Source organism: Novosphingobium sp. DS6-6, assembly GCF_057784975.1.
This window is the reverse complement of the sequence record NZ_JBYNTS010000007.1, coordinates 118828-143766: the sequence shown is the minus strand read 5'-3', so window position 1 is coordinate 143766 and position 24939 is coordinate 118828. Positions and strand designations below refer to the sequence as shown.

25 protein-coding genes are annotated in these 24939 nt (G+C 66.5%); 11 read left to right on the top strand and 14 right to left on the bottom strand.

Going from position 1 to position 24939, the window contains the following annotated elements:
* Positions 1 to 2: 2 nt before the first annotated feature.
* Both rlmN and AC3EDY_RS10525 read right to left on the bottom strand, forming a co-directional pair.
* Positions 3 to 1262: a dual-specificity RNA methyltransferase RlmN gene (gene rlmN, locus AC3EDY_RS10530; protein WP_488572450.1), complete on the bottom strand. Its 1260-nt coding sequence runs from the start codon at positions 1260 to 1262 to the stop codon at positions 3 to 5.
* A gap of 36 nt (positions 1263 to 1298) precedes the next feature.
* Positions 1299 to 2018: a 2OG-Fe(II) oxygenase gene (locus tag AC3EDY_RS10525; RefSeq protein WP_488572449.1), complete on the bottom strand. Its 720-nt coding sequence runs from the start codon at positions 2016 to 2018 to the stop codon at positions 1299 to 1301.
* A gap of 185 nt (positions 2019 to 2203) precedes the next feature.
* Here AC3EDY_RS10525 and AC3EDY_RS10520 point away from each other — a divergent pair, with 185 nt between their 5' ends.
* Positions 2204 to 2884, top strand: coding sequence for an outer membrane protein (locus AC3EDY_RS10520; protein WP_488572448.1), 681 nt, complete (start codon positions 2204 to 2206; stop codon positions 2882 to 2884).
* A gap of 63 nt (positions 2885 to 2947) precedes the next feature.
* On the opposite strand, the gene AC3EDY_RS10515 is transcribed toward AC3EDY_RS10520, so the two are convergent.
* The 6 genes from AC3EDY_RS10515 to AC3EDY_RS10490 all read right to left on the bottom strand — a co-directional run bounded on the left by AC3EDY_RS10515 (position 2948) and on the right by AC3EDY_RS10490 (position 6642).
* Entirely contained in the window at positions 2948 to 3448 is a 501-nt protein-coding gene (locus AC3EDY_RS10515; protein WP_488572447.1) for a hypothetical protein, read from the bottom strand.
* Entirely contained in the window at positions 3445 to 3648 is a 204-nt protein-coding gene (locus AC3EDY_RS10510; RefSeq protein WP_488572446.1) for a hypothetical protein, read from the bottom strand. The genes AC3EDY_RS10515 and AC3EDY_RS10510 overlap by 4 nt, the downstream gene beginning before the upstream one ends.
* Positions 3648 to 3833, bottom strand: a complete 186-nt coding sequence (locus AC3EDY_RS10505) for a DUF4169 family protein (protein WP_488572445.1) — start codon at positions 3831 to 3833, stop codon at positions 3648 to 3650. The genes AC3EDY_RS10510 and AC3EDY_RS10505 overlap by 1 nt, the downstream gene beginning before the upstream one ends.
* Entirely contained in the window at positions 3833 to 4027 is a 195-nt protein-coding gene (locus AC3EDY_RS10500; RefSeq protein WP_488572444.1) for a hypothetical protein, read from the bottom strand. The genes AC3EDY_RS10505 and AC3EDY_RS10500 overlap by 1 nt, the downstream gene beginning before the upstream one ends.
* The gene (locus tag AC3EDY_RS10495; RefSeq protein ID WP_488572443.1) at positions 4024 to 4512 is read right to left on the bottom strand and encodes a GreA/GreB family elongation factor; all 489 of its coding nucleotides are present in this window, start codon (positions 4510 to 4512) and stop codon (positions 4024 to 4026) included. The genes AC3EDY_RS10500 and AC3EDY_RS10495 overlap by 4 nt, the downstream gene beginning before the upstream one ends.
* 93 nt (positions 4513 to 4605) lie before the next feature.
* Positions 4606 to 6642 carry a lytic transglycosylase domain-containing protein gene (locus AC3EDY_RS10490; RefSeq protein WP_488572442.1) on the bottom strand — a complete coding sequence of 679 codons (2037 nt, stop codon included), beginning with the start codon at positions 6640 to 6642 and terminating at the stop codon, positions 4606 to 4608.
* A 143-nt stretch (positions 6643 to 6785) separates the two neighbouring features.
* On the opposite strand from AC3EDY_RS10490, the gene dapA reads away from it, so the two are divergent.
* The gene (gene dapA, locus AC3EDY_RS10485; protein ID WP_488572441.1) at positions 6786 to 7667 is read left to right on the top strand and encodes a 4-hydroxy-tetrahydrodipicolinate synthase; all 882 of its coding nucleotides are present in this window, start codon (positions 6786 to 6788) and stop codon (positions 7665 to 7667) included.
* A 205-nt stretch (positions 7668 to 7872) separates the two neighbouring features.
* On the opposite strand, the gene radC is transcribed toward dapA, so the two are convergent.
* Complete coding sequence (gene radC, locus AC3EDY_RS10480) at positions 7873 to 8616, bottom strand: RadC family protein (RefSeq protein ID WP_488572440.1); 744 nt, start codon at positions 8614 to 8616, stop codon at positions 7873 to 7875.
* 138 nt (positions 8617 to 8754) lie between these two features.
* Here radC and AC3EDY_RS10475 point away from each other — a divergent pair, with 138 nt between their 5' ends.
* The 8 genes from AC3EDY_RS10475 to AC3EDY_RS10440 all read left to right on the top strand — a co-directional run bounded on the left by AC3EDY_RS10475 (position 8755) and on the right by AC3EDY_RS10440 (position 15404).
* A complete protein-coding gene (locus AC3EDY_RS10475; protein WP_488572439.1) occupies positions 8755 to 11898 on the top strand; it encodes an intermembrane phospholipid transport protein YdbH family protein in 3144 nt (1047 codons plus the stop codon).
* Between the two features lie 86 nt (positions 11899 to 11984).
* Entirely contained in the window at positions 11985 to 12173 is a 189-nt protein-coding gene (locus AC3EDY_RS10470; RefSeq protein ID WP_488572438.1) for a YnbE family lipoprotein, read from the top strand.
* Position 12174: 1 nt separating this feature from the next.
* Positions 12175 to 12567 (top strand): YdbL family probable chaperone protein, encoded by a 393-nt coding sequence (locus AC3EDY_RS10465; protein ID WP_488572437.1) that lies wholly within the window; start codon positions 12175 to 12177, stop codon positions 12565 to 12567.
* 206 nt (positions 12568 to 12773) lie between these two features.
* A complete protein-coding gene (locus AC3EDY_RS10460) occupies positions 12774 to 13091 on the top strand; it encodes an AtpZ/AtpI family protein (RefSeq protein WP_488572436.1) in 318 nt (105 codons plus the stop codon).
* A gap of 88 nt (positions 13092 to 13179) precedes the next feature.
* Complete coding sequence (locus tag AC3EDY_RS10455; protein ID WP_488572435.1) at positions 13180 to 13962, top strand: F0F1 ATP synthase subunit A; 783 nt, start codon at positions 13180 to 13182, stop codon at positions 13960 to 13962.
* A 60-nt stretch (positions 13963 to 14022) separates the two neighbouring features.
* On the top strand, positions 14023 to 14250 hold the full coding sequence (locus tag AC3EDY_RS10450) for a F0F1 ATP synthase subunit C (protein ID WP_022677864.1): 228 nt from the start codon (positions 14023 to 14025) through the stop codon (positions 14248 to 14250).
* Between the two features lie 115 nt (positions 14251 to 14365).
* A complete protein-coding gene (locus AC3EDY_RS10445; protein ID WP_488572434.1) occupies positions 14366 to 14860 on the top strand; it encodes a F0F1 ATP synthase subunit B family protein in 495 nt (164 codons plus the stop codon).
* The gene (locus tag AC3EDY_RS10440; protein WP_488572433.1) at positions 14853 to 15404 is read left to right on the top strand and encodes a F0F1 ATP synthase subunit B family protein; all 552 of its coding nucleotides are present in this window, start codon (positions 14853 to 14855) and stop codon (positions 15402 to 15404) included. Before AC3EDY_RS10445 ends, AC3EDY_RS10440 begins: the two co-directional genes overlap by 8 nt.
* Before the next feature lie 118 nt (positions 15405 to 15522).
* On the opposite strand, the gene AC3EDY_RS10435 is transcribed toward AC3EDY_RS10440, so the two are convergent.
* Positions 15523 to 16827, bottom strand: a complete 1305-nt coding sequence (locus AC3EDY_RS10435) for an outer membrane beta-barrel protein (protein ID WP_488572432.1) — start codon at positions 16825 to 16827, stop codon at positions 15523 to 15525.
* Positions 16828 to 17135: 308 nt separating this feature from the next.
* On the opposite strand from AC3EDY_RS10435, the gene AC3EDY_RS10430 reads away from it, so the two are divergent.
* Positions 17136 to 17642 carry a hypothetical protein gene (locus AC3EDY_RS10430; RefSeq protein WP_488572431.1) on the top strand — a complete coding sequence of 169 codons (507 nt, stop codon included), beginning with the start codon at positions 17136 to 17138 and terminating at the stop codon, positions 17640 to 17642.
* Here the strand turns inward: AC3EDY_RS10430 and AC3EDY_RS10425 are convergent.
* The 4 genes from AC3EDY_RS10425 to AC3EDY_RS10410 all read right to left on the bottom strand — a co-directional run bounded on the left by AC3EDY_RS10425 (position 17582) and on the right by AC3EDY_RS10410 (position 24933).
* Positions 17582 to 18895: a glycosyltransferase family 4 protein gene (locus AC3EDY_RS10425; protein WP_488572430.1), complete on the bottom strand. Its 1314-nt coding sequence runs from the start codon at positions 18893 to 18895 to the stop codon at positions 17582 to 17584. The two genes, AC3EDY_RS10430 and AC3EDY_RS10425, sit on opposite strands and share 61 nt — an antisense overlap.
* Positions 18895 to 20268, bottom strand: coding sequence for a polysaccharide pyruvyl transferase family protein (locus tag AC3EDY_RS10420; RefSeq protein WP_488572429.1), 1374 nt, complete (start codon positions 20266 to 20268; stop codon positions 18895 to 18897). Before AC3EDY_RS10420 ends, AC3EDY_RS10425 begins: the two co-directional genes overlap by 1 nt.
* Before the next feature lie 139 nt (positions 20269 to 20407).
* Positions 20408 to 21811 carry an efflux transporter outer membrane subunit gene (locus tag AC3EDY_RS10415; protein WP_488572428.1) on the bottom strand — a complete coding sequence of 468 codons (1404 nt, stop codon included), beginning with the start codon at positions 21809 to 21811 and terminating at the stop codon, positions 20408 to 20410.
* Positions 21808 to 24933 (bottom strand): efflux RND transporter permease subunit, encoded by a 3126-nt coding sequence (locus tag AC3EDY_RS10410; RefSeq protein WP_488572427.1) that lies wholly within the window; start codon positions 24931 to 24933, stop codon positions 21808 to 21810. The genes AC3EDY_RS10415 and AC3EDY_RS10410 overlap by 4 nt, the downstream gene beginning before the upstream one ends.
* Positions 24934 to 24939: the final 6 nt, after the last annotated feature.

The window sequence follows — 24939 nt, the reverse complement described above, 5'->3', positions numbered from 1 at the left end:
CTTCAGCCCAGCGCGGCCTGCTTCTCGCTCGCTAGGCGGTCCATCTCCGCCCGGCTGCGGCGTTCGGCGGCGGTCTTGAGCTGGCCGCAGGCGGCATCGATATCGCGCCCGCGCGGCGTGCGTACCGGGGCGGAAATCCCGGCTTCGAACACGATTTCGGCAAAGCGCTTGACCCGTTCCGGGCTGGAGCATTCATAGGGCGCGCCGGGCCAGGGATTGAACGGGATGAGGTTGACCTTGGCCGGCAGCTTGTAGTGCCGCAGCAGGCGAACGAGCTCGCGGGCGTCCTCGTCGCTGTCGTTGCGGTCCTTGAGCATCACATATTCGAACGTGATGCGCCGCGCGTTGCTGGCGCCGGGATAATCGGCGCAGGCCTGCAACAACTGTTCCAGGCCGAACTTGCGGTTGATCGGCACGATCTCGTCGCGCAGGTCCTTGGTCACGGCGTGGAGCGATACGGCCAGGTTCACGCCGATCTCTTCGCCCGCGCGGGCCATCATCGGCACGACGCCTGCCGTGGACAAGGTGATACGCCGCTTTGAAAGCGCCAGGCCATCGCCGTCCATCACCAGCTTGAGCGCATCGCGCACGTTGTCGAAATTGTAGAGCGGCTCGCCCATGCCCATCATCACGATGTTGGTGAGCACGCGCCCGTCCGCGGTATAGCTGCCTTCCTCTTCATCGGCATCGAGGCCAGCCATCGATCCCTTGGGCCATTCGCCCAGCGCATCGCGCGCCAGCATGACCTGGCCGACGATTTCGCCCGGCGTCAGATTGCGCACCAGCTTCATCGTGCCGGTATGGCAGAACCGGCAATTGAGCGTGCAGCCAACCTGGCTCGAAACGCACAGCGTCCCGCGATCGGCATCGGGAATGAACACCATCTCGAAATCGTGCCCGTCGGCTGTGCGCAGCAGCCACTTGCGCGTGCCGTCGGTCGACACTTGCGCTTCCATCACGTCGGGACGGCCGATGACGAAGCGTTCGGCCAGCCAGGGACGCATCGTCCTGGCAATGTCGGTCATCGCGTCGAATTCGGTCACGCCGCGGTGATAAAGCCAGTGGAACACCTGCTTGGCGCGCAGCTTGGCGGCCTTGGCATCGAGCCCGGCTTCCTGAAACAGCGCGACGATCTGCGGCCGGGCCAGGCCGATGAGATCGATCCGCCCATCGTCACGCGGTGTCACGCCGCGAGGAACAGGCACGGGATCGACATGGCCGGGAATCGGCATGGAAACGGGAAGCGAGGCTGGGGCGTTCATGCCCGCCATATACGCATCTCTGCGAAAATCGCCACCCTAGCGGCGCAACCAGCCGGTGATCGCCAGGCGAGGTGCGCCGGCAAACGGCGCGACCAGCGAAACGGAGTGGGGCTGCGGCACGCGGAAGAGGTGCAGCGCATTGTGCCGGGGTGCCAGGGCGCGGCGTACATCGCCGGCATCGTCGTGAAACATCAGCAGTCCGCCCCATTCGATGCGCCATTGCGGGGTGAGATTGAGAACATAGGCTGCCACCCGGTTCTTCCCCGCCACGTGATCGTCATGCCCGGTCAGGAAATGTCCGGGCAGATAGCGCGTGGCCTGTCCATCGACCATCCGGATCGACGCGTCGCCGGTGATCGTACGAAACAGCGCGAGCCAGGGCGGCGTATTGAACGCAGACACCAGCCGATCGACCAGCCACCCGCGGGCATCACGTTCGGTCTGTTCGTCGGACACGCGCAGCGAATCGTAGAGGAACTGGAACCCATGGCGCGCCTGCCCATGGACCGCTTCGACAAGCGCGGCCTGACGCGCCTCGTCCAGCGCGGCGCGTGCTTCGCGGTCAAGATCCCAGACCTTGTCACCCTGGTTCAGCACGCGTGAAAACGGTGCCTCGTTTTCCAGCCAGCGGTGCAGGGCATCGGCGGTGTCGGCGGGCAGCAAGGGGGCCAGGCGCACGTGGCCATCCGCAGCAAAGGAAGCGGCGGCAGCCGTGCACGCAGCAGGGGTAAGGGCGGAACGGAACGGCTCGATCATTACCCTTATCTAGCGGTCGGATGATTGTGGCGCAAATACCACAGTCATTTCGTTGTGCTGTGTTCATGAAACCCGCAGGCCCCTCGCACCGTTCGTTGCAGGTCTGTCAGGTCGCAGCAAGAATGCCAATTTGGAACAAGGCAGCTTGTCGACAGAAAAGAACAATTCGCATGGAGTTGAACGACATGAAAGCTATCTTTGCCAGCGTTATCGCCGTTTCGGCACTTGCCGCAGCGGCGCCCGCCATCGCTCAGGACATGGCCGGAACGCCCGAGGCGCCGAACCGCACCTTTTCCGGCCCCCGCGTTGCCGGGATTCTCGGTTATGACCGCAGCCGCTCGGGCAGCTCGGTGGACGACGATACGGCGTCAGATCAGAGCCAGTCGATCGATGGCCTGCTCTATGGCGGCGAAGTCGGTTTCGATCTGCCGGTGGGCAGCAACCTGGTGGTCGGCGTCGATGGTGAGGCGACCGGCAGCACGGCGCGGTGGAACGACACTTTCAGTGCAAACACGTTCAGCCTGGGCCGGGTCAGCGCAGGGCGCGATCTCTACATCGGTGCGCGGGTAGGCTATGCCGTGTCGCCCAAGGCGCTGATCTATGCGAAGGGCGGCTATACCAACGCCCATTACAATATCCAGGCCAGCGATGGCACCACGTCAGACGACTATCGCATCACGGCCGATGGCTATCGTGTCGGTGCGGGCCTGGAATATGCATTCAGCCCCAAGACCTTTGGCCGGATCGAGTATCGCTATTCGAACTATAGCCGCGCCAATTTCAACTTCGACGGCGACACCAGCAACCGGTTCGATATCGATACCGATCGCCACCAGGTCGTTGCCGCCTATGGGCTGCGCTTCTGATCGGGCCTGCAGCCTGGTATGATTGCAAAGAGCGGGCCGGGCTGATCCCCGGCCCGCTTTGCGTCAAAGCCCGGCACAGCCGATCGTGGCGGCATCCATCGCCGATGCCGCGCCGCCCAGGCGGTAGCTGTCGCGGAAAGTGCGCCCGTCGCGCGACCGGCCGGTGACCGATAGGCTCCCGGCCGAGCGCAGCCGCGCCACGATGGCCGCATCCATGCGCCGATCCTGTGCCCAGGCGGCTGCCTCGCCCGCAACCAGCGCAAAGGTTTCGCCCCCGATCGCCAAAGTCACTTTGCTGCCTGGTGCGATCCTGCGCGAAAGGCGCCAGTGCACTTCGCCGCGCGCCTGGCGATGCGGCCAGGTGCCGATCGTCATATAGGGCACGAAGGCGCGTTCGCCGCCACTGGTGGTGGCCATGGCAATGGCATAGCACCGGGGCACGGCGGGATCGCGAAACGCGGCCCAGCCATCCCAGACACCCAATGCGTCGCGCGCCACGGCGGGGGGCGCCGCGGCGATGAGGGCGGCCGCGAGCGGGGCCGCCACTATCAGGGGGCGGGTCAACCCTCTGCCAGATCGAGCCATGCGATCACATCGTTGTCGGTGGCGATGAACAGATCGGCCTGAATGGCCTCGCTCTGCTGGGCGGCAAGGACCATGGCCTGATCCAGCGGGCCATAGAACAGGGTTTGCGCCGCGCCGCCTTCCGGCCCGTCAGCCAGGTGGTAAAGTCGCACGGTGGCGCTTTCGTAGGTCGTTCGCATCAGGTTTCGCTTTCATCCAGCCGGTGGGCATCGAGGTGGTGGCGGGCCTGTTCCCGTTGCGCCCGGTCGGCCGCCTTCTCCGCCTTGGTGCGGCCGAAGCGCGTGCGATTTGCCGCGGCCTGCGCCTCGGCCTCTTTGCGGGCGCGGGCCTTGCGCGCCTGGCGCAGGTTGATCACATCGGCCATCAGGCGCACGCCGTGTCGCGGAGCGCGGCCAAGAATATCCGCTCCCGCCCGTGTTCGGACCCCTGGCGCGTCAACGGCGTATGCATGGCATTGGATAGCAGCCGCTGTGCGGCATTGAACACGGTTTGGCCATGACGCAGCACAAAGGAGCGGCCGGGCAAGGGGGTGCCTTGCGGCAGGGCAGGGCCGCTCATGCTGGCACCGGATAGCTGATGGTCACGATTTCCCATTCCTTTTCGCCGCCGGGCAGGCGCACCACGCGCAGATCGCCCACGCGAGCGCCGCGCAGGGCGCGCGCGATCGGCGCGCTCCAACCGACAAGACCCTCGCTCGCGTCCTGCTCGTCGTCGCCCACCAAGGTCAGTGTCCGGCGGTTGTCGTCCGCGTCCGCCAGTTCCACCGCGGCGCCGAACAGCACGCGGCTCTGGTCCTCCTGCCGTGCCGGATCGACAACCCGCGCCGCTTTCATCCGCCGGGCCAGATGCGCCAGTTCACGGTCGATCTCGCGCATGCGCTTACGGCCATAGAGATAGTCGCCGTTCTCGGACCGATCCCCGTTGCCGGCGGCCCAGCTGACGATCTCGACGATCGCCGGGCGTTCCGTGCCGAGAAGATGATCGTAACGTGCGCGCAAAGCGGCAAGGCCGGCGGGCGTGATCGGGTTGCCATCGGGTTTCATCGCACCCCTGCCTTTAGCGTTCGCGGTGGCCTTCGACCACCCCCGGCGCCGTGTGGCAGGACCTGGCCGCGCACCGGGCATGGAACCGCCTGTTCAGCCCGGGGTCGGCTTGCCCAGGATGTGGCTCATCGGATTGGGTCCGCGCCATTCCGCTTTGTCGGGGTTCATGGCATCATAGACGACGGCGTTTTCCAGAACGCGCTGCACGTAGTTGCGCGTTTCGGAAAAGGGGATGCGTTCGATCCAGTCGATCCAGTCCACCGCCCCGGTACGCGGATCGCCGTTGGCGCGCAGCCACTTGTTCACATTGCCCGGCCCGGCGTTGTAGGCCGCGACCGCCAGCGGTGTGGAGCCACCATAGATATCCATCAGGCGGCCGAAGAAAGCGCTGCCCAGCCGCATGTTGAACCCGGCATCATCGGTCAGCGCCTGAATGGAAAAACCCAGGCCCAGCTTACCCGCCTGTTCGTTGGCGGTGGACGGCATCAGCTGCATCAGGCCGCGGGCGCCGGCATGGCTCATGGCGTTCTGGGCGAACTGGCTTTCCTGGCGGGTGATCGCATGGATCATCGTCCAGGATTGTTCGGCGCCCGGCGGCACCGGCATCACCGGAAAGGCGATATGCTGGAAATCGAGATAACCGCGCGCGGCGGCGGCCTGCCCCGCGATGACGCCCAGATCCCGCCGCCCCACCTCGCGCGCCAGTTCGGCCACCAACATGTGCTGGCTTTCGGTCTGTTGCTGATCGGCGATTTCCTTGAAGAACCGCACGGTGGTGCGCCACTGGCCGGTGCGGGCCACTTCGCGCACGGCCTGCGTCAGCGGGCTCGCATTGAAGCGGGCGCGTTCTTCGGGCGTGGGTACGGCGCGGGAATCGTAAGCGAAGTCGGGCACCGGCCGGCCCAGCCGTTCCAGCGCGAGCAGGCCGTAGAACTGATCGGCATAGCGCGCGGCCATGGCGAAATAGCGTTGCGCGTCGCCCGAGAGGCCAGCCCGCGCGGCAGCGCGCCCCGCCCAGTAAAACCCCTTGGCCCGCGTGCCGGGCGTCCGCGCGGCATTGCCATAGCGCCAGAACAACGGCGCCGCGCCGGCCGCGTCGCCCATCGACCAGAGCGCCTGGGTACCGCCCAGCCAGACGAGCGAGGTGTAGTCGTCGCGCAGGTCATAGGCCATCTGGCTGATGTCTTCGCCGGGATCGAACGCGTCGTCCACGCCCCGTGCGATCGCCACCGCGCCGCGCGCATTGCCGGCGGCAGCCGCGCCTTGCGCATTGATGAGCAGTTCATCGATCCATCTGCCGCGCAGCAGCGGCCGGGCGCGCAGGGGCGGTCGGCTGGCGAGCAACTGCTGGGCCATGACACCCAGGCCCTGCTTGCGCAGCTGGCGCGCGCGGGCATAGAGGAAACCGGGATCGGCGTTGAGCACGTCTGGCGGCGTACCGGCCGCGGCGGCATAGGGATCGAGCCCCTGCAGAGCCATCAGGCGCGCGCCATCCACACCCCGGCGCAGCGGGGAAACCATAACGAAAGCCCGGTTGGCCTGATCGGTCGCCCCGGCCCACAGCAGGGCATCCATCCGTGCATCGGCGTCGTCTGGCGTGAAAGTGCCGCCCCAGATGCCCTGGATCGCGGCTTCGTCGGCATCGCTCATCGGCCCGCCGCGCCAGGCCGCGCGCGCCATGGCATCGGCATCGGGGCGGCCCAGCGCCCGCAGCGCGAGAGCATAGCGCGCTCGTCCGGGGTTGGTCAGCGGCGGCTGCCGATCGAAATAGGCGACAGTGGCGCGCACGTCGGCTCCGCCGCCGGTCCCGGCTTCCCGATCGAGCGCGGCCTCGGCATAGCGGCGCAGACGTTCCTCTTCCGGAAAACCGGGATAGGACAAGAGGAAGCCGGCATAATCGGCAAAGCCGAAGCGGCCCGAAGAGGAAAGCAGTTCCCAGCGGGCAATGGCCATCGCCATCGGCCCCTGCTGCCCGGCGATCAATTGCGCGCGGGCGCGGTCCCAGGCGCTGCCATCGGCATCAGGGCCGGCGTTGCTGGCGCGCGTGGGCATCGAAAGCACCGCCAGCGCGGCGAGCCCGCACAGGGCGTTGCGCAGGGAACGGGAAACGGGAATCCGGGGCATGTCCATGCTGGACATCGTCTATGCCGCCTCCTTATCAGGCGCTGAATGTGCTTTGCAGTGGCAAACCCGGGTTTGACGCAGTAAGCGCCGCACCGCAACCATGCCGACGACCATAGCCCCACTGTGCGTCAAGACGAAGGATAAAGTCCATGTTTTCCGGCTCCATTCCGGCTCTGGTGACCCCGTTTCGCGACGGCGCCTTTGACGAGAAAGCGTTCCGCCGCCTGGTGGACTGGCAGATCGAGAACGGATCGTCGGCCCTGGTCCCGTGCGGAACCACGGGAGAGGCGTCGACCCTGTCGAATGCCGAGCATCACCGCGTGATCGAAGTCTGCGTCGAGCAAGCCGCCGGCCACGTGCCGGTGATTGCCGGGTGCGGCAGCAACGATACGATGAACGCCCTGCTGCATATGAATTTTTCGAGGAAGTGCGGTGCCCAGGCGGCGCTGTGCGTGGCGCCCTATTACAACCGCCCCAGCCAGGAAGGGCTGATAGCGCATTTCAGCTATCTGGCTGAACACAACGAACTGCCGATCATCCTTTATAACGTGCCGGGCCGTACGGTGACCGACATCCTGCCCGAAACCGTTTGCGAACTGGCCAAGCGCTATCCCGACAAGATCGTCGGCATCAAGGATGCCAGCGGCGATCTCTCGCGCGTGACCGACCATCGCATGGGCATCGGCAAGCATTTCTGCCAGCTTTCCGGCGATGACGAACTGGCACTGCCGGCCAACGCCGCCGGCGCGGTGGGCTGCATTTCGGTGACAGCGAATGTGGCGCCCCGGCTCTGCGCCGAATTCCAGGCGGCCTGCGCGGCCAACGACCTGGCCTTGGCGCGCGAACTGAACGACCGGCTCTATCCGCTGCACTACGCCATGTTCGAAGATGCCTCGCCCGGCCCGGTGAAGTATGCGCTCTCGCGCGTGCACGACTGGATCGAGGACGAACTGCGCCTGCCCCTGGTGCCGTGCAACGACGATGCCCGCCGCGCCGTCGATGCCGCGCTGGAGCATGCCGGGCTGGTCTAAAGCATCGCCTTGTTCGGCCTCTGCCCGATCCGGACCATATCGCCCGATCCGGACCATATCGATCGTCACGCCGGACTTGATCCAGGGTTCCGCCATCGCCCTTCTGCCAGACAGAGCGGAACCCTGGATCAAGTCTGGGGTGGCGGCATTCCAGAGTGACGGCATTCCAGAGTGACGGCATGGGGCGAGGGAGGCGACGAAAGACCTAGATCAGCCCCTTGGCTTTCAACGAAGTGTGCCCTTCGCGGCCGATGATGACGTGATCGTGGACGGTAACGCCCAGCAGGCGCGCCGCCTCGATGATCTTGTGGGTGATCTGGATATCGGCGCGGCTGGGCTGGGTACTGCCCGAGGGGTGGTTATGCACCAGGATAAGCGACGCCGCGCCGATCGCCAGCGCCTTGGCGATGATTTCGCGCGTGTAGATCGCGCTTTCGTCCAGCGTGCCGTCGCTCACGATCTGGTCCAGCAGCAGGCGATTCTGGGTGTTGAGATAGAGCACGCGCACGCGTTCGTGGTTAAGGTGCGCCATATCGATCGTGAGATAGTCGATCAGCGCCTGCCAGCTCGACAGCACGGGCATTTCCTGCATCTGGGTGCGGGCCAGACGCCGGGCGGCAACGCCGGCAATGCGCAGCGCGGCGGCAGCGGCTTCCTTGATGCCGGGCACGGCCTGCAGCGCACGCGGATCGGCGTTGAACACTCCTGGCAGCGAGCCGAAGCGTTGCAGCAGCATCCGCGCCAGCGGTTTGACGTCCATCCTGGGGATCGCGGTCATCAACAGCGCCTCGATCACTTCGTGATCGGCCAACGCGTCGTCGCTGCCGGTCAACAGACGGCGGCGCAGGCGGGCACGGTGCCCTGACGGATCGTGCGCCGCTTCCCGCACACGGTCCGGCACCGGATCGGATGATGTTTTTTCGGGAAAGAGACTGGGCGTTTCCGGCATGACCTCTGTCAGCGTGGATTTTGGTGGGATTTTGCATTGCCCAAGCGCGGGCCATGCGCAAGAAGGGGATGAATGGCGGATACGACCGATTTGGTGGAACCTGTTGATCCTGCGCCCCGAAAATGGCGCAGGTGGCACATGGCCTTGCTGGGCGCGGGCGCGATGGCGACCGTGGCGGGCAGCGGGCTGTGGATGGCGCGCAACCGTATCGCCGATCGCGCCATCGCGCGGCAACTGGCCACGCTGGGCCTGCCCGCGCGCTATACCATCGTTTCGATCGGGCCGGGGCAGGAAGTGCTGGCGAATATCGCGGTAGGCGATCCGCGCCGGCCGGATCTGACGATCGAGCGGGCCGAACTGAACCTGGCGTGGAGCCTGACCGGCCCGCGCATCGGCGAAGTGAAGCTGATCCGCCCGCGCCTGTTCGGCACTTATCGTGGCGGACGGGCCAGTTTCGGCACGCTCGACAAGGTGATCCAGGCGCAGCCGGCCGACAAGGCGCCGTTCCGCCTGCCCGACTGGCGCCTGACGATCGTCGATGGGCGCGGGCTGATCGATGCCGATCAGGGACGCGTGGCATTCAAGGCCGATGGCGCCGGGCGCCTGCGTGATGGCTTTGCCGGAACCCTGGCCGTGGTGACCCCGCGCCTTGCCCTTGGCGCTTGTACCACGGCCCGGACGACGGCCTTTGGCCAGGTGACGATCCGCAATGAACAGCCACGGTTTTCCGGGCCGGTGCGCGTGGCGACCCTGGCCTGCGGGAATGGCGGACTGGCTGTCGGCGGTGCCGATTTCCTGCTCGATGCCGCGATGGATCGCGATCTGGCGGGGGTGAGTGTCAAGGGCCGGGTGCGATCGGGCGCGTTTCGCGCCGGCGCCTTTTCCGGGCGGACGCTGGGTCTCGACACGGCGCTGGCGTGGCGCGCCGGCGCGCTGGGCGGCCGGGTGGCTGCCACCATCGGTGGCATGCGCACGCCGCAAGGCGCGGTGGGGCTGCTCGAAATGGACGGGCTCGTGAGAGTGCGTGCCGGCGAGGGCCGCGCAAAGCCGGGGGCAGCGGGAACGTATGACGCCGAATTTCGCGGCATGGTGGAGGCCGGCGGCCTGCGGCGCGGCCCGGCGCTCGATGCGGCCCTGGCTTCGGCGCAGACCGCCACGGCCGGAACGCTCGCCGCGCCGATGGTGGCGCAAGTGCGCCGCCGCCTGGGCGAAGAGGAGCGCGGCAGCCGCTTTTCCGCCGATCTGACGCTGCGCCGCGATCATGACGGCGCATGGGATCTGGTCGTGCCCCGGGGCACGCTGCGCGGAGGCAGCGGGCAGGCGCTGCTGAACCTTGGCAAAGTGCGCATTTCGGGAAGCGGTACGACAGTGCCGCGGCTGGCCGGCGATTTCAGCACCGGTGGCAATGGCCTGCCCCGCCTTGCGGGCACGATGGAGCGCAATGGCCGCGCCGGTGCGCAGTTCCATCTCGCCATGGCCGACTATGCCGTGGGTGACGGGCATCTGGCGGTGCCGGAACTGGTCGTGGTCCAGATGCCCGATGGTGCGCTCGGCTTTTCGGGCATGACCCGGCTTTCAGGAGCGATTCCGGGCGGTCGAGTCGAAAATCTGCGCCTGCCTGTCAGTGGTGCCTATGGCCGCGGGGGCGCGCTGGCGCTGTGGCGCCGATGCACCACGCCGCAATTCGATTCGCTCAGTCTGGGGCAGATGACGTTCGATGGCCAGACGTTGACCTTGTGCCCGGCTGACGGGCAGGCGATCGTCACTGCCGGCAACGCGCCGTTGCATGTGGCGCTGGGCACCTCGGCACTGCGCATGGCGGGGCGGATGGGCGATACCCCGCTGCGTCTCGAGACAGCCGCCGTGGGCCTGGCCTGGCCAGGAACGCTGACCGCGCGCGGCGTCAACCTGGCGCTGGGTCCAGAAGCCAGCGCCACGCGACTATCGCTTTCCGACGTAACCGCGCAGCTCGGGACCGATTTCACCGGCACCTTTGCCGGCGTGGAAGCGCGCATGGCCGCAGTGCCGCTGGATCTGGGCGATGCCAGCGGCATCTGGCGCTATGCCGATGGCTCGCTTACCCTTTCGGGCACGCGCTTCACCCTGGCCGACCGTGCCAGTCCCGCCCGGTTCGAGCCGCTGACCGCGCAGGATGCCACGCTGACGCTGTCGGGCGGGCGGATCGCGGCGCAGGCCCTGCTGCGCGAGGCGCGCAGCGGCCGGCCGGTGACGCGTGTGGAACTGGCGCACGATCTGGGCGGCAGCCGCGGCCATGCCGATCTTGTAGTGGATAGCCTGGTTTTCGATCCGGGCCTACAGCCTGGGCAACTCACCAGCCTGGCGCGGGGCCTGATTGCCAATGCCAGTGGCACCGTAGCCGGCCATGGACGGATCGATTGGCACGGCGACCGCGTCACCTCGTCAGGCGCTTTCGGCAGCCGGGGCCTCGACTTTGCGGCGGCGTTCGGCCCGGTAAAGGGCCTTTCGGGCACGGTACAGTTCACCGATCTGCTGGTGCTGGAAACCGCCCCGCACCAGATTTTGAACATTGCCTCGATAAATCCCGGGGTGGAAGTCACCGATGGCCGGGTCGATCTGCAGCTCAAGCCCGGCATGGTGGCAGTGGTCAACGGCGCGCAGTGGCCGTTCATGGGCGGACGCCTGACGCTAGAACCCACGACACTGCGTTTCGCCGAGGCCGAGCCGCGCCATTTCACGCTGTCGATCGACGGGCTCGATGCCGCCCAGTTCGTCGCCCACATGGAAATGGCCAACGTTTCCGCCACGGGCGTGTTCGACGGGCGCCTGCCGGTGGTGTTCGACGCCAGCGGCGGGCACATCGTCGGCGGCACGCTGGCCTCACGCGGGGGCGGCAACGTGTCCTATGTCGGCGCGCTGACGTACAAGGACCTCTCGTTCATGGCCAACTACGCGTTCGCGGCGCTGCGTTCGCTCGATTACCAGCGGATGAAGATCGGCCTGCAGGGCGATATCGCCGGCGATTTCGTTACCACGGTGCAGTTCGGCGGCGTAAGCCAGGGCAAGAGCGCCAGCCGCAATTTCCTGACCCGGCAGGTCGAACGGTTGCCCATCCAGTTCGACGTCAACGTGCGCGCGCCGTTCTACAGCCTGCTGGGCACCTACAAATCGATGTACGATCCCTCGGTCGTGGCCGATCCGCGCGCGGTGGGGCTGCTCGATGCCAAAGGCCGGGTCTTATCGCGCCCGCAAGCGACCGCCACCCCCGCCATTCAGCCTGCAGCAAGTGGAAACATGCCATGAGCCCATCAAAGCGACGCCCTGTCTTGACCGTGTGCAACGGCACTGCAACGATTGCCCGCAGCATGGGACGGGATGGGGTAAGGGACGTGAAGCGCAGGGTTCTGGCAGCAGGCATGGTGGCGGGTATCGCCGTTTCGCTGGCGGGATGCATTTCTGTGAAGGCGCCCGACAAGCCGATCGTGATCGAATTGAATATCAATATCAAGCAGGAAGTCGTCTATCGCCTGGCCGGAGATGCCAGCCAGACGATCGACAAGAACAAGGACATCTTCTGAGATGGCACGCAACACCGCTTTTTCCGCCTTGATCGCCGCGGCCGTGGCGCTGCCGCTGGCAGCAGCCCCGGTTTCAGCGCTGGCGCAGCGCGATCCCGCCTATGCCGCGGCGCGCGCGGCCGGCGCGGTGGGCGAAAAGATGGACGGCTATCTCGGCTATGTCACGCCGCCCGGTGCGGCGCTCAAGGCCGTGGTGGACGACATCAATCTCAAACGACGCGCGGTCTATACCGAAAAGGCGCAGGCGCAGAAAGCGACGGTGGAGGAATATGCCTTTACCTCGGGCTGCCTGCTGATTGCACAGACCCAGCCGGGCGAAAAGTACCAGGCTCCCAACGGTACCTGGCAGACACGCACCAGCGCGCCGCCGCAGCGCGATTCGCGCTGTCTCTAAGCATCGGTTGCCGGTCGCAAGCGCCGTCCCGGGCGTGCGATCACCGCAAACGTATGCGCGCAACCTCGGCCAGTTGAGCGCACGGCGGTTGACTCGCGAAAACCCCCCGCCTAAGGGGCAGGCGCCCTCGGCGGGATGCCGTTGCGCATGACATGTTCCGTTGGGCGGATGGAAACCGCGCGTTCGATCCATCGACGGAGTATGCCATGCACGACGAACAACCCGACGCAGAGCCTATCGGTGAGGATGCACGCCTTTCCAGCCTGAACGCGCGGCTCGACGCCGCCCGCCAGAAGGAGGAGGCGCGCAAGCCCGCGCCAGACCGGGAAAAGTCCGATGCGAGCTATCGCATGGGCAACCGTGTTCTGGCCGAACTGATCGGCGGGCTTGCGGGCGGCGCGTTCATCGGCTGGGTCATCGATCAGTTTGCCGGTACGCGACCATGGGGGCTTCTGGTGATGCTGTTTGTGGGGATGGGCGTGGCCTTCCGCAATATCATCAGGATCTCGAACGGGCGTTCCTGACCGGGTTCCGATCCGGTCGATCGCCGGCCGGAACCACGGCCGGGGCGGGAATGCCATAGTGTTTTTGCGCGTAACGGGGACAGGCACTGTGGCCGAAGGAAAGGTCGATCCGGTACACCAGTTTACGATCGAGCCGCTGTTCGGCACCGATCAATGGTCGATTGCCGGGCACAACATTGCTTTCACCAATTCGGCGTTGTGGATGGTCATCACCACACTGGTGCTGATCGTTTTCGTGGGCGGCGGCGCCCGGAAAGCGCAAGTGCCGGGCCGCTGGCAGATGGCCGTGGAAAGCCTCACCGGCTTTGTCGATACCCTGCTGCAATCCAACGTGGGCGATGCCGGGCGCAAGTACCTGCCTTACGTCTTTTCGCTGTTCACGTTCATTCTCTTCGCCAACCTGCTCGGTCTTCTGCCGCTGGCGCTGGTCGGCATTCATCCGTTCACCGCGACGAGCCATTTCACCGTTACCGGGGTTCTGGCGGTGATGAGCTTCGCGATCGTGCTGATTGTCGGCTTTGCCAGGCATGGCCTGCATTTCTTCTCGCTGTTCGTGCCGCACGGCACGCCGCTGCCGATGGTGCCGGTGATTTTCCCGATCGAGCTGATCTCGTTCCTGGTGCGCCCGTTCTCGCTTGGCCTGCGTCTGTTCGTGGCCATGATGGCGGGACACGTGCTGCTCGAAGTGCTGTCGGGCTTCGTCATCGCGGGCACCAACGCGGGCGTCGGCACTTTCTTTCTGGCAGGGGCACCCAGTTTCCTGCTGATGATCGGCATTTCGGCGCTGGAATTGCTGGTCGCCGGCATTCAGGCCTATGTCTTTGCCCTGCTTACCTGCGTCTATCTGAACGACGCCGAAAACCTTCACTGACCGTCACCACCACCACCTGAGACCGCTTCATACCGGTTCTAGAACAAGGGAGTTTTTATCATGGACGCACAGAGCGCAAAGCTTCTCGGCGCTGGTCTCGCTGCTATCGGCGCCGGTCTGGCCTCGCTGGGCGTGGGCAACGTCTTCGCCAAGTTCCTCGAAGGCGCGCTGCGCAATCCGGGCGCTGCCGATGGCCAGCAGGGCCGTCTGTTCATCGGCTTTGCCGCGGCCGAACTTCTGGGCCTGCTCTCGTTCGTCGTCGCGATGATCCTGATCTTCGTTGCCTGAAGGCACGAAGCGGACCTTTGATCGACGGCCGGCCGGGGTAACGCCCGGCCGGCCGGAACGATAGCCTAGCACGACAGACAGCCTGAACGACAGACAGGAAGCGCGGACCAACGCGATGCCCCAGATAGCCCAACTCGCCGATACTTATGCCAGCCAGATCTTCTGGCTGCTGGTGTGCTTTGGCGTGGTCTTCTTCGTCATCGGCCGGGGCATGCTCCCGGGCGTTGTGCAGACCATCGACCGGCGCAACCAGCAGATCGCCGATGATCTTGGCGCGGCCGAAGCCGCCCGTGCCGCCGCCGACGCCGAGGAACAGACCTGGCGGATCGCCGAAGGCAAGCAGCGCGCCCAGGCACACGCGATGATTGCCGCTGCCAAGGCTGACGCTGCGCGCAAGACGCAGGCTGCGCTCGAAGCGGCAGCGGCGCGGATCGAGGAAACCACCGTTGCTGCCGAGGCGCGGATCGCCGCCGCACGCGCCGCCGCCCAGGGCGACGTGCAGGATGTGGCCGCGCAGGCCGCGCAAGACATCGTAAGCCGCCTTGCCGGCCTTGCGATTTCTGCCGAGGACGCGCGCGGCGCGGTGCAGGGAGTGCTTGCCCATGGCTGACGCGACGCAAACCACCGCCAGCCTCGAGCATCATGCCGGTGGCCACGAGGCAACCGAGCCGACGATCAATGGCATCGGCGCGGGTGCCATCGTTGCGGCGGCAATGCTGACTTTCCTGCTGATCCTGGTGTGGAAGAAAGTGCCGGGAACGGTCACCAGGGGGCTCGATACCCAGATCGCCGCGATCCGCCGCGAGCTGGACGATGCCAAGGCCCTGCGTGCCGAGGCCGAGGCCCTGCGCGCCGAATATGCCGCCCGCATCGCCGGCGCGGAAAAGGACGCCGCGGCCATGCTCGACCATGCGCGCAGCGAATCCGCCGCTATCGTCGCCAAGGCCGAGGCGGATACCCGCGACATCATCGCGCGCCGCGAGAAGATGGCGGCCGACAGGATCGCGGCGGCAGAACGCGCCGCAGTTGACGATCTGCGCGCAACCGCCGCAGCCGCAGCGGCGATGGCAGCGGGCCAGATCATCGCCGCCCGCCATGGCGCCGATGCCGACAAGGCCCTGGTCGACAGCACGATCGCCAACCTGGCGCACTGAGGTTTCCCGATCTTCTGAAGCTTGAGGCCCTGCCGGGAAACCGGCGGGGCCTTTTTCTTGGCAATCACAAGGTATTGACGGGCCGGATCGCTGTGCCTGGCAGATCATCACGGCGCACTTAGAGCACATACTTGAGCGTCACCGTCGCGCGGTTCTGATTGTATTCGCGCTGCTTGGCGATCTCGGCATTGGTACGGCCCAGGGCGTGGCGCAGCGAGCTTTCGATCTGGAGATGGGGCGCGGCTTGCCAAGTGGCAGAGAGGCCGCCGGTGGCGTAGCGATCCACGCGCGCCGTGGTGCGAAAGCGATCGACGGTATAGCTGGCATTGGGCCGCAGGATCAGCCTGCGGAGCAGCTCGTGCGCCAGGCCCAGGCTGAACTGCTGCTGTTCGATCCCGGCGACGTTCGCGATGGGCGAGCGCTGTATGGTCTTGTTCGCAACTAACGAAACGGTGGTCAGCGGCGTGGCGTGCCACCGCAGCGCTGCCGTATAGGCAAGGCCGGCGATGGTGGGATAGACGGGACTGGCAAAGCGCTGGCGCAGATAGCCCAGTGCGAGTTCGCCTTCCAGCAGCCGGTTTTCGCCAAACGCCAGCCCGCCCATCACCGCATAGCCGTGCGAGCGGCGCGTGGCTTCTGCCGGATCTTCATCAGGATAATGGGCATTGTTAAGGCGCAGCGTCAACAGGATGGCGACAGCCGACGAGAGTGGCTGAACGACTTTGACGCCACCCGCCACCGTCTGGAAATCGCGCTGGGTGAGGACGATGATGGCATTGCCGTTCTGGCGGTTGAAATAATGAAAGCGGTCGAAACGCAAGTCGAACGCCAGCCGTGTCGGCCCTATCGCTCGTTCGACGTTGCCGGCAAGGCTCACCTGGCGGAAAGCGATCGGCCTGATGCCGAACAGCGTATCGCCCGTAGTACCGCGCGGCTCGATCCGCCGGTCGATCGCGCCATCGAGACTGATCCGCGTGCTGCGGCCCATATCGATTCGCGCCGCCGCGCCAGCGCCATATCGGTCGGTCCCTTCCGCGCCGCCGCGGGCATAGCGTTCGAACAACCCGTCGGCGCGCAAGGTGAAGGAATGGCGGCTCCATTGCGACTGCACGGCAAGTGCGGGCGCCAGGTTCGTCCCGACATCCGCTACACGCGGGGCGCGGCGGGCATAGAGATCGTCTGTCGCGACAAGCCCGACGGCAAGACTGGGCGTGATCCGCAACGATCCTGCCTGGAAACCTGTGCCCTCCATCCCTGGGCGCACGCGGTTTTCCACCGTTTCCGGCCCTGCGCGCCGATCGGGTGCGGTCTGTCCTGCCGCCTGCAACGGCCAGAACAACGGGCCGGCAAGCAAGCCCGCTCGCAGTGCTGCAAGCTGCCAGCGCCACTGCCGTTGCACGTGATATTCCGCCGCTGTTGCCATGGGCAGGTGGTATCATCGCCGCCGCGCGCAAACTGGGGCAATTGGCGCCATTGCCGAGGCAGTTCGCTGCGTGGATGCCGGCCCGGTTATCGGCGAACGGCGGCAGGATCGTGCCGTCCGCCCGGCACAAAGCGGTTGCAACAGGCAAAAGGCTGCCGCTGTAAAGGTTTATCGTCAATAGTTGGCAAGATGTCGCATTGCCGCCGATTTCGGCGCGTTTCCGCTCTTTTCGGGGCGCATGGCTTTTGCCGCGGCGTTAACGATCACGCGCAAGCATTCGTTGACGGCTATCGTGCCACCCATAAGGCGTGATACCCGCGCCCGCCCGATATGCCCCTGTACAGGCCGTTCGCCTGGGACGCGTTCTGGCGTTGGCGACGGCCATTGCCATGATGGTGAGCTATGCCACCGGAATGGCTACGGCGGAAAGTACGGCGGCGGCGGCCTATCTTCTAGGGCTGCTGATCCTGGTATCCGTGCCCGAACGGCGCAGTTCGCAACTTCTGGGCGCGCAGGCGCTATGGATGACCGTGGCCGAATTTCTTGTGGCGGCCGAGAGCGGGCAGGTGCTGGTGTGGCGCTGGGCGGTGTCGATGGCCGCACTCGCGATGGTGATCCTGCCGGTCAAGATCCAGCACTTGCGCGGCCGGGCGCGGAGCCACCGCCATGTGCCGCTACGCAATCCGGAAAAGCGCGTGCCGGCGGCCGACGCGGTGCTGAACGGTCGCGCGCGCATGGTGCGGGCGGGTCGCGATCAGGCGGCGACACGCGACGCCGCCTCTGCCGAAAGCAGGCCGGCTTCGTCCGTGCGCTGACCAGGCGGGCAGGCGGGGGCGGCGGCTGCCGCCAGGCGCGCGGCATAGCAATCGAGCAGCCGCGCAATCCATTCTTCGGGCGCCAGGGCGAGATCGGCCGGCAGCGCGAAAGCGGCCTCGCTCATCGTGCGTACGCGCGCGTCGTCCTGCGCGAGCGCGGCCAGGTGATCGGCGAAGGCAGGCGTATCACGCGGATCGATCGCAAGCCCGGCGCCATGGCGCACCAGATCACCCGCCAACAGCGCGGTGGTGGGCAGGATCACCGGAATGCCGGCGCGCGCGGCCTCCATCGCCACCAGGCCATAGGGTTCGGGATAGCGGCTGGGCATGACCAGCAAGCGGGCGGCGCGGGCTATCTGGGCGATCTCTGCAGGCGCAAGGCGGCCGCTGAATCGCGCCTCGGGATAGCGGGCGCGCAATGCCGCTTCCATGCTGCCGCTGCCGATCAGCCGCAAGGGCACGCCGGCCACGCGGGCTGCGGCGGCAGCAAGATCGGGGCCTTTGGTTTCTTCCAGGCGTCCGACGAACAGCACCTCGTGGTTGGTTTCCGCGGCGATGCGGGTGGAAGACCAGGGCTCGACCGGATTGGGCAGCGTGCGGATCGCGGACGCCGGGATGCCGGCGCGCGCCAGCTGCGGTGCCATTGCGCCGTGAATAGCCAGGATCGGCGGTGCCTGTGCCGGATCGAACAGGTGCGTCTGAATGGCGTGGCGCACCACGCGCAACAGCTTGTGCGCGCGGCTCTGCCGATCGCAATCCGCCATCAGACATCGCGCCGACAGGGGCGTGCGCCCGCAGGGCTCGCCTGTCTTGAGATCGGCAAAAGCGCCGTTGGGGCATGCCAGAAAGAAATCGTGGGCCGAGATAACCAGCCGGCTGCGGACCGGGGCAAGGACATGAAAGACCGCTGGTGAAAGGATCTGCAACCAGCCGTGCAGGTGATAGATAGTGCGCGGCGTATCGTGCCTGGCAATCCAGCCGGCGATCATGCGCGCCGCCCGCCGGTTCCACAAGGCGGCCAGTGCCCCTTCCACCCGGGGGCGGGCAAGCAGACGGTCCTGCCCCAGCGCGACGCAGGCAAGGCCCGCGGCGGCCAGTGAGCCATCGTCCCCGGCATCGCCGGCGAGCAGCGTTACGGCGTGGCCCAGCCTGCGCAATGCGACGGCGGAAAACAGGGCCAGCGCGCTGGCGCCGCCCATCGGCCGCGCAAGATCGTTGATCACGACGATGCGGTCGATCGGCCCGCCCGGCATCACGCGAGCGCCGCCAGGCTTGCTGCCGGCTCTGGCTGAAGGGAAGCCGATGCGGAAAGGGGCAGCGCCGGGGCAGCGGCCAGAGCAAGGCGCGTGGCAAGCGTGGCGACATCGGCGCGGGTTTGCGCGATCAGTGCCGCAAGAGCCGCGCGGTCCACCCCTTCGGCCATGGCCGCATGGGCCAGTTCGACCAAGGCGGCGGGCGTTAGCGACAAGGCCTCCACGGCATAGCGGGCGCGGCCGGCCAATGCGAAGAAACCAGCCAGCTTGTCATCCCACGTCAGCCCGATAGTGGGAACGGCAAAGGCGTGGGCGGCAATGCAGGCGTGCATGCGATGGGCGATCACCAGATCACACCCGGCCACGAACCGCGCGAGGTCGCCGGGGGTGGCAAAGGCCGCCGCCACGCTCACCCGCCCGTGCTGCCCGCGCGCCGGGCCATCGTGCCAGGCGCTGGCCGGCTCCCCGGCAAGCCATTCCGGCGCGTGGCGGGCAAGACAGGCCCGGTCTTCCGGGCTGCCGTTGGTGAACAGGATCACGTGCAGGCCTTGCCGGGCCAGGGCCTGCGCCGCAATGCCGTACCATGCCAGCATGTCGCGATCGTTCCGGTGGCCGTGCAAGCCGGCTGTTCCGCCGCCCCGATGCTGACTGCCCTGATGCTGACCCACGTGATAGCGCAGCGCCAGCGGCGCGGTGATGCAAAGGCCCACGCGGCGTTCCCCGCCGCGGCCGGGAATGCCTGGTGCGTGGGGATAATGCAGGCAAGCCAAAAGGCCCGGATCGCGCGCGAGATCGGCCGGGATAGCGCCCCGCGTCGTGAGCAGCGAAGCCCAGGCCTGCCGGCTGCGTTCATCCCGGACAGAGGCGTGGGCCAGCCGTCGGCTGGTGAGCGCGCGGGCAAAGAGCGCGTGTCCGCGCCGCGACCATTGCGCGCTGGCACCGACGGCATGCACCGCCAGCGGCAGGCGACGCCTGGCCACTTCGCGCGCGGCGCCGGCAAGCTTGACCGGAAAGTTCAGATCCGCGTCGGTCAACAGGTTGCCGCCGCCGATCACTGCCGCATCGCATCCGGTGAGCCGGGCCCGCACGTGGCGGCGCAGCCAGAGTCGGCTCATTGCCGCAAGCGCCACCATCGCCAGCAACCGGCGCAGCGGGGGTGGCGCGGCTTCCAGCAGGGCGAGTGCATGGCGCCGACGCGGGGCCGCATCATTGCGCCAGCCCTTGCGCCCGGCGATATCGATCGAGAACACATGTGCGCCGCCCAGCGCCTGTGCCAGTTCGCGTTCAAGGCATTCCGCCAGCAATCCGTCGCCCAGATTGGGGCTGTATTTCACGTTGAGCAGCGCAACCTGCAACGGGGGCTCTGGTGGCACGGGCGGCATCGCGGCAACGATCCTTGGCGGATAACAGCAGCGCACAGTCTCCCCGCCGCGCGGCGACGCGGCAAGCAGCGATGCAGCCGGAACCCCACCGTTATGGAGCGAACTGCCGGCGGGAAGCCGGGCAGGCCCGTCAGGGCGTCAGGCCGCCGCCCAGCACCTGATACAATGTCACCATGTTGGTGGCGCGGGTCAGCCGTGCGATGACCAGCGCCTGGCGCGCGGTATAGGCCGTACGATCGGCATCGAGCGGCTCGAGGAACGTGGCGACGCCGTTCCGGTAGCGCAGTTCGGTGATCCGGGTCGCCCGCTCGGCACTTTCCACATAGCTTTCCTGCGCGGCCACTTTTTCATCGATCGTGCCGCGCCGCGCCAAGGCATCCGCCACTTCGCGGAACGCGGTCTGGATCGCCCGCTCATACGCCGCCACGGCCGCATCGCGGGCGGCCTTGGCAAAGGCCAAGTTGCCCGCGTTGGCCCCGCCGTCGAACAGGGTCTGGCTGGCGTTGCCGCTGGCGCTCCAGACGAAGTCGCGACCCCTGAATACTTCCGTGAGGCTGCCGCTGGCGATGCCCAGCAGCCCGGTCAGCGAGATGGACGGAAAGAATGCCGCGCGCGCCGCCCCGATGCGCGCGTTGGCCGCTTTCAGCGTATGCTCTGCCTGAAGCACATCGGGCCGGCGCAGCAGCACTTCGGACGAGAGCCCGGCGGGCAGGCTGGCGAGGGTCTGGCGCCCTTCGCCCAAGGTCTGGGGCAGCAGCGCATCGGGCACGGGAGCGCCTACCAGCAGTTCCAGCGCGTTGCGATCCTGCGCCACGAACGTGGTGTAATCGGCCACGTCGGCGCGCGCGATTTCCAGCGCGGTCTGCGCCTGGGCAACGGCCAGTTTCGTGCCCACGCCGTTGGCTTCCAGCTGGCGGGTCAATTCCAGCGTCTTTTGCCGCGAGGCGAGCGTTTCCTGGGCGATCGCCAGCGCGTCGCGGTCTGCCGCCATGCTGAGCCAGGCCGTGGCCGTCTCCGCTATGACGCTGATCTGCGTGGCCTTACGGCCTTCGTCGCTGGCAAGATAGGTTTCGAACGCGGCCCTGCTGGTGTTGCGCAGCCGACCGAACAGATCGATCTGATAAGACGAGAAACCGCCGCTCAGTTCGTAGTTTTCGAACGGTATCCCCCCGTTGCGGGTTTCCGAAGCCTGCGGGCCGGCAGTGACCGTGGGCACCAGCGCGGCGCGGTTCACTTTGTAGGTGCCACGCGCCTGGGCGACGGCAGCGACCGCGCTGCGCAGGCTGCGGTTGGCGGAAAGCGCCATGGCGATGGTATCGCGCAGCCGGGGATCGGTGAAAAAGGCCTGCCAGCCGATGCTGTCGACCCCGTTCGCTTCTTGCGCCAGCGTGGGATAGGCATCCCCTTGCGGCAGGGTGGGCGCCACGGGAAGAGCGGGGCGGGCGTATCGCGGCGCCAGGTTGCAAGCCGAAAGCGCCAGCAGAGCACCGCCGGCAAGCGCGGCACGAATGGGGATCAGGGCACGCGCGGTCATGCCGGCACTTCCGCGTCTGGCGCTTTGGCGCGGCCGTGGAAAACCCGTTTCACCAGCACGAAGAACAGCGGAACCAGGAAAATTGCCAGGATGGTGGCCGAAAGCATGCCGCCGAGCACGCCGGTGCCGATGGCGCGGCGGCCGTTGGCGCCGGCGCCACTCGCCAGCACCAGCGGAACGACGCCGGCGATGAACGCTACCGAGGTCATGATGATCGGGCGAAAGCGCAGCCGCGCGGCTTCCAGTGCGGCATCGACCGGCGTAAGCCCGCGATGCAGCGCCGCTTCGGCAAATTCCACGATCAGGATCGCGTTCTTGGCCGAAAGCCCGATCGTCGTCAGCAGCGCCACCTGGAAATAGATGTCGTTGTTGAACCCGCGCACCGTGACGGCCAGCACGGCGCCGATCACCCCCAGGGGAATCACCAGCAGCACTGAAACCGGGACCGACCAGCTTTCATAAAGTGCAGCAAGGCACAGGAAGATGAAAAAGATCGAAGCGCCGTAGAGCAGGCCGGTCTGGCTGCTGGCGGCGCGTTCCTGATACGACAGCCCCGCCCAGGCGACAGTGTAGCCGCCGTTCAGCCTGCCTGCCAGATCTTCCATCGTCTGCATGGCCTGACCCGAACTGATGCCCGGCGCGGGGTTGCCGACCACTTCCTGCGCGGCAATGCCGTTGAAGCGCGGCAGGATCGGCGCGCCCACGGTCCATCTGGGTTGGGCAAAGGCAGCGAAAGGCGCCATCTGGCCGCCCGCGCTGCGCACGTACCATTGGTCCAGATCCTGCGGTGCGCTGCGAAACGGCGCATCGCCTTGGACGAAGACCCGCTTGACCCGTCCGCGATCGACGAAATCATTGACGTAAGTGCCGCCCCATGCGGTGGAAAGGGTGGAATTCACGTCGGCCGGGGCAATCTGGAATGCGGTGATCGCCTGATCGTTGAGCTGGATGTTGAGCTGCGGCGTATCCTCTAGGCCCTGGAGGCGGGGCTGCGCCACGTTGCCGCTGGCCGTGGCATCTTCCACAAGCTGCTTGCGCGCGACGGTCAAGGCCGCCCGGCCCTGGCCCTGGGCATCCTGCAGAAACATGTCGAAGCCGGCGGAATTGCCCAGCCCGCGAATGGCCGGGGGCGACAGCACGAAGGCCTGCGCCTGCGCGCCCAGCTTTGCGGCCAGCAGCTTGTTGAGGCGCTGCGCGATCGCCGCGGCGCTGTTGGCCGCGCCCGGGCGATCGCTCCATTCCTTGAGCAGGATGAAGCCCTGGCCGGTATTCTGGCCGATCCCGCCCTGGCCGCGCCCGGCAACGGTGAACACGGCGCGTATGTTCCGCTTTTCCGTTTTCTGTATCTGATCCCGCACCTGGGCCGCGACGGCCTGGGTCTGCTCGATCGTGGAGCCGACCGGCAGGGTGTAGCTGAGCTGAAGCTGGCCCTGATCCTCTTCGGGCAGAAAGCTGGTGGGGAGGCGGCTATAGAGCACCACCATCGCGCCGATGATCGCCACGAATGCCAGCATCCAGGGCACCGGACGGCGCACCACCTGGCGCAGACGGTTGAAGTACCCGCTCTGCAGCCGGTCATAGCGCGTGTTGAACGTGTCGAAAAACCGGCCGCGCGGCTTTTCGCCCGGCTTGAGCAGGGTGGCACAGAGGGCCGGCGTCAGGATCAGCGCCACGGCCACGGACAGCACCATGGCCGCAACGATGGTGACCGAGAACTGGCGATAGATCACCCCGGTCGATCCGCCGAAAAACGCCATCGGGATGAACACGGCCGTCAGCACCAGCGTGATGCCGATCAGCGCAGAGGTGATCTCTTCCATCGATTTGATCGTGGCATCGAGCGGTGACAGATGCTGTTCGTGCATCACGCGCTCGACGTTTTCGACCACGACAATGGCATCGTCGACCAGAAGGCCGATCGCCAGCACCAGGCCGAACATGGTTAGGGTGTTGATCGTGTAGCCGAACAGCGCGAGGATGCCGAACGTGCCCAGCAGCACCACCGGCACTGCGATCGCCGGGATCAGGGTGGCGCGCCAGTTCTGCAGGAACACGAACATCACCACCACGACCAGGATGATGGCCTCGAACAGGGCCTTGACCACCTCTTCGATCGAAATCTTGACGAAGGTGCTGGAATCGCGGGGATAAGCAAATTGATAGCCTTCGGGCATGGTCTTGGAAAGTTCGGCCACTTTGGCCTTGACCAGTTGCGCCGTGCGCATCGCGTTGGCGCCCGATGCCAGGCTAACGAAAATGCCGGTCGAGACGTTGCCGTTCAGCGTATTGATCGAAGCATAGCTTTCCTGGCCCATTTCGACCCGGGCCACGTCCGACAGCGACACTTCGCCGCCGTCGGGATTGGTCTTGACGATCACTTTCTTGAAGTCGTCGACCGTCTGCAGCCGCGACCGCGCGGTCACGGTGGCATTCAGCCGTTGCCTTGGTGGTGCGGGCAGGCCCCCCAGTTCACCGGCCGCCACCTGCGTATTCTGGGCCGTGAGCGCGCTGGTTATGTCGGACGGCATCAGGTTCACAGCCGCCAGCTTTGCAGGGTCGAGCCAGATGCGCATGGCATAGGGCGAACCGAAGACATCGGCCGAACCCACGCCCGGCACGCGGGACAGCGGGTCCTGGATATTGGTGGCGAGGTAATCGGCGATGTCGGCGTTCGTGCTGCGTCCGCTGGTATCGTAAAGTGCGGCGACCAGCAGAATGTCGTTCTGTGCCTTGGTGACGTTGATGCCCTGCTGCTGCACCACGGCCGGCAGGCGGCTGGTTGCGCGCGAAATGGCATTCTGCACCTGGACCTGCGCCGTATCGGGGCTGGTGCCCTTGTCGAACGTGACGGTGATATTGGCCGCGCCGTTGGAACTGGTCGATGTGAAATAGAGCATCCCGTCGATGCCCTTGAGCTGTTGTTCCAGCACCTGGGTAACGCTGTTTTCCACCGTCGAAGCATCGGCACCGGTATAGGTCGCGCTGACCGAAACGGTCGGCGGCGCAACGTCAGGATATTGTTCCACCCCCATGGTGGTGATCGAAAAGGCGCCCGCGACCATCACCACGATGGCGATGACCCAGGCAAAGATCGGGCGGCGGGCGAAAAAGCTGGACAGCATCAGGCG

Excerpts from the sequence above, each read along its gene's own strand:
- rlmN (WP_488572450.1), bottom strand. The coding sequence starts at position 1,262 with ATGAACGCCCCAGCCTCGCTTCCCGTTTCCATGCCGATTCCCGGCCAT.
- AC3EDY_RS10525 (WP_488572449.1), bottom strand. The coding sequence starts at position 2,018 with ATGATCGAGCCGTTCCGTTCCGCCCTTACCCCTGCTGCGTGCACGGCT.
- AC3EDY_RS10520 (WP_488572448.1), top strand. The coding sequence starts at position 2,204 with ATGAAAGCTATCTTTGCCAGCGTTATCGCCGTTTCGGCACTTGCCGCA.
- AC3EDY_RS10510 (WP_488572446.1), bottom strand. The coding sequence starts at position 3,648 with ATGCGAACGACCTACGAAAGCGCCACCGTGCGACTTTACCACCTGGCT.
- AC3EDY_RS10505 (WP_488572445.1), bottom strand. The coding sequence starts at position 3,833 with ATGGCCGATGTGATCAACCTGCGCCAGGCGCGCAAGGCCCGCGCCCGC.
- AC3EDY_RS10500 (WP_488572444.1), bottom strand. The coding sequence starts at position 4,027 with ATGAGCGGCCCTGCCCTGCCGCAAGGCACCCCCTTGCCCGGCCGCTCC.
- AC3EDY_RS10495 (WP_488572443.1), bottom strand. The coding sequence starts at position 4,512 with ATGAAACCCGATGGCAACCCGATCACGCCCGCCGGCCTTGCCGCTTTG.
- AC3EDY_RS10490 (WP_488572442.1), bottom strand. The coding sequence starts at position 6,642 with ATGGACATGCCCCGGATTCCCGTTTCCCGTTCCCTGCGCAACGCCCTG.
- dapA (WP_488572441.1), top strand. The coding sequence starts at position 6,786 with ATGTTTTCCGGCTCCATTCCGGCTCTGGTGACCCCGTTTCGCGACGGC.
- radC (WP_488572440.1), bottom strand. The coding sequence starts at position 8,616 with ATGCCGGAAACGCCCAGTCTCTTTCCCGAAAAAACATCATCCGATCCG.
- AC3EDY_RS10475 (WP_488572439.1), top strand. The coding sequence starts at position 8,755 with ATGGCCTTGCTGGGCGCGGGCGCGATGGCGACCGTGGCGGGCAGCGGG.
- AC3EDY_RS10465 (WP_488572437.1), top strand. The coding sequence starts at position 12,175 with ATGGCACGCAACACCGCTTTTTCCGCCTTGATCGCCGCGGCCGTGGCG.
- AC3EDY_RS10460 (WP_488572436.1), top strand. The coding sequence starts at position 12,774 with ATGCACGACGAACAACCCGACGCAGAGCCTATCGGTGAGGATGCACGC.
- AC3EDY_RS10450 (WP_022677864.1), top strand. The coding sequence starts at position 14,023 with ATGGACGCACAGAGCGCAAAGCTTCTCGGCGCTGGTCTCGCTGCTATC.
- AC3EDY_RS10445 (WP_488572434.1), top strand. The coding sequence starts at position 14,366 with ATGCCCCAGATAGCCCAACTCGCCGATACTTATGCCAGCCAGATCTTC.
- AC3EDY_RS10440 (WP_488572433.1), top strand. The coding sequence starts at position 14,853 with ATGGCTGACGCGACGCAAACCACCGCCAGCCTCGAGCATCATGCCGGT.
- AC3EDY_RS10435 (WP_488572432.1), bottom strand. The coding sequence starts at position 16,827 with ATGGCAACAGCGGCGGAATATCACGTGCAACGGCAGTGGCGCTGGCAG.
- AC3EDY_RS10425 (WP_488572430.1), bottom strand. The coding sequence starts at position 18,895 with ATGCCGGGCGGGCCGATCGACCGCATCGTCGTGATCAACGATCTTGCG.
- AC3EDY_RS10415 (WP_488572428.1), bottom strand. The coding sequence starts at position 21,811 with ATGACCGCGCGTGCCCTGATCCCCATTCGTGCCGCGCTTGCCGGCGGT.
- AC3EDY_RS10410 (WP_488572427.1), bottom strand. The coding sequence starts at position 24,933 with ATGCTGTCCAGCTTTTTCGCCCGCCGCCCGATCTTTGCCTGGGTCATC.